The sequence below is a fragment of the Dethiosulfatibacter aminovorans DSM 17477 genome (genome assembly GCF_900142005.1).
GTDB classification, from domain to species: Bacteria; Bacillota; Clostridia; order Tissierellales; family Dethiosulfatibacteraceae; genus Dethiosulfatibacter; species Dethiosulfatibacter aminovorans.
Map to the genome: position 1 here is coordinate 1 of NZ_FQZL01000081.1, position 1,111 is coordinate 1,111.

The following is a 1,111-nucleotide window of genomic DNA, read 5'->3' on the forward strand; positions in this document are numbered from 1 at the left end:
CCTATTTCTGCGTATGCTCCCGCTCCCTTGGTTATTATCCAAGGCACGTTTGCAAGTGTCTCCACGTTGTTTATGTTTGTAGGCTCTTTCCAGTATCCGCTTTGTGCAGGGAATGGGGGCTTCAGTCTAGGCATTCCCCTTTTTCCTTCAAGGGATTCTATGAGGGCTGTTTCTTCTCCGCATACGAAGGCTCCTGCTCCCTTTTTGATTCTAAGGCTGAAGTTGAAGCCAGTTCCCATTATGTTTTCTCCAAGGAGGTTGTTTTCCCTTGCCTGTTCCATTGCTATTTCAAGTCTTTCTATTGCAAGTGGGTATTCCGCCCTGCAGTAGATTATTCCTTCGTCGGCTCCTATTGCATATCCGCCTATCATCATTCCTTCTATGAGTCTGTGGGGGTTTCCTTCAAGCACGGATCTGTCCATGAATGCTCCCGGGTCTCCCTCGTCTGCGTTGCATACCATGTATTTCTTGTTCCCTTTTGCCTGAAGGGCTGCATTCCACTTGAACCATGTGGGGAAGCCTGCTCCTCCTCTTCCTCTGAGGCCTGATTCCTTTATTTCCTCTATTACTTCTTCAGGCGTCATTTCCTTGATTGCTTTTTCTATTCCCTTGTATCCGTCCATTCCCATGTAGTCTTCTATCTTTTCGGGATTTATGGTTCCGCATCCTTCAAGGGCTATCTTCACCTGCTTTTTCGTGTAGGCTGCTTCTTTTTCGGATGTGTAGATCACGTTTTCTTCTAGTACGTTTCCCTTCTGCAGGTGTTCCTCGGCTATCTTTTCAGCCATGGCAGCATCCACGTGTCCGTATGTCACCGAGCCTTCTTCCGTTATTACATCGACTATGGGCTCGTAGAAGCACATTCCTATGCATCCTGTTGTCTCTATCTTGTAGTCGAGTCCAAGCTCTTCCCTCTTTGCTTCAAGGGCCGCTATTACCTTTCTTCCTCCGGAGGCTATTCCGCAGCTTCCCAGTCCTACTCTTATTATCATTATGCCGCTCCCTCCTCTTTCGCTCTTATGTCTTTTATTACCTTTACTGCTGATGCAGGCGTAAGGTTTCCGTATGCTTCCCCGTTTATCATGATTACCGGTGCAAGACTGCAGCATCC

The 1,111-nt window shown here is 47.5% G+C and carries 1 protein-coding gene and 1 pseudogene; both read right to left on the reverse strand.

Going from position 1 to position 1,111, the window contains the following annotated elements; genetic code table 11:
- A pseudogene (locus BUB05_RS18380) lies at positions 1-992 on the reverse strand (NADH-quinone oxidoreductase subunit F); the annotation flags it as partial.
- Positions 992-1,111: NAD(P)H-dependent oxidoreductase subunit E (locus BUB05_RS18385; protein WP_175548605.1), on the reverse strand; the 120-nt coding region annotated here is incomplete at its 5' end. The pseudogene BUB05_RS18380 and the gene BUB05_RS18385, both read right to left, overlap by 1 nt.